The following is a 253-nucleotide window of genomic DNA, read 5'->3' as shown; positions in this document are numbered from 1 at the left end:
CAAAAACACCCGCCGCACCTCGTCCGCAGTGAATGCTATCGACTCCATGAAGGCGTCGACGGCATCGGCCAAGCCCTCGCGAGCGACCGCATCCAGCATCTCCCCGGCCACCAGATTAATATAGCCGGCCCGGTCCGCCTTCCACTCCGGAGGAACTGAATGGGCCCCCAGGAAGCTGGTTCGAACCGTCACGTCGGCAATGTCGGCGAGCCGCCGCGCAACGCGCAGCGTCTTCACCTCGCTTGCCGGATCC

1 protein-coding gene is annotated in these 253 nt (G+C 64.8%); it reads right to left on the bottom strand.

The features are described 5' to 3' along the window. On the bottom strand, positions 1-253 hold a 253-nt coding region (locus VJI93_RS09085; protein WP_442954003.1), incomplete at both ends, for a hypothetical protein.

It is taken from the genome of Parvimonas sp. M20 (assembly GCF_035282425.1).
GTDB lineage: Bacteria > Bacillota > Clostridia > Tissierellales > Peptoniphilaceae > Parvimonas.
Note: the sequence above shows the minus strand (reverse complement) of the source record. Positions and strands in the feature narration are given on the sequence as shown.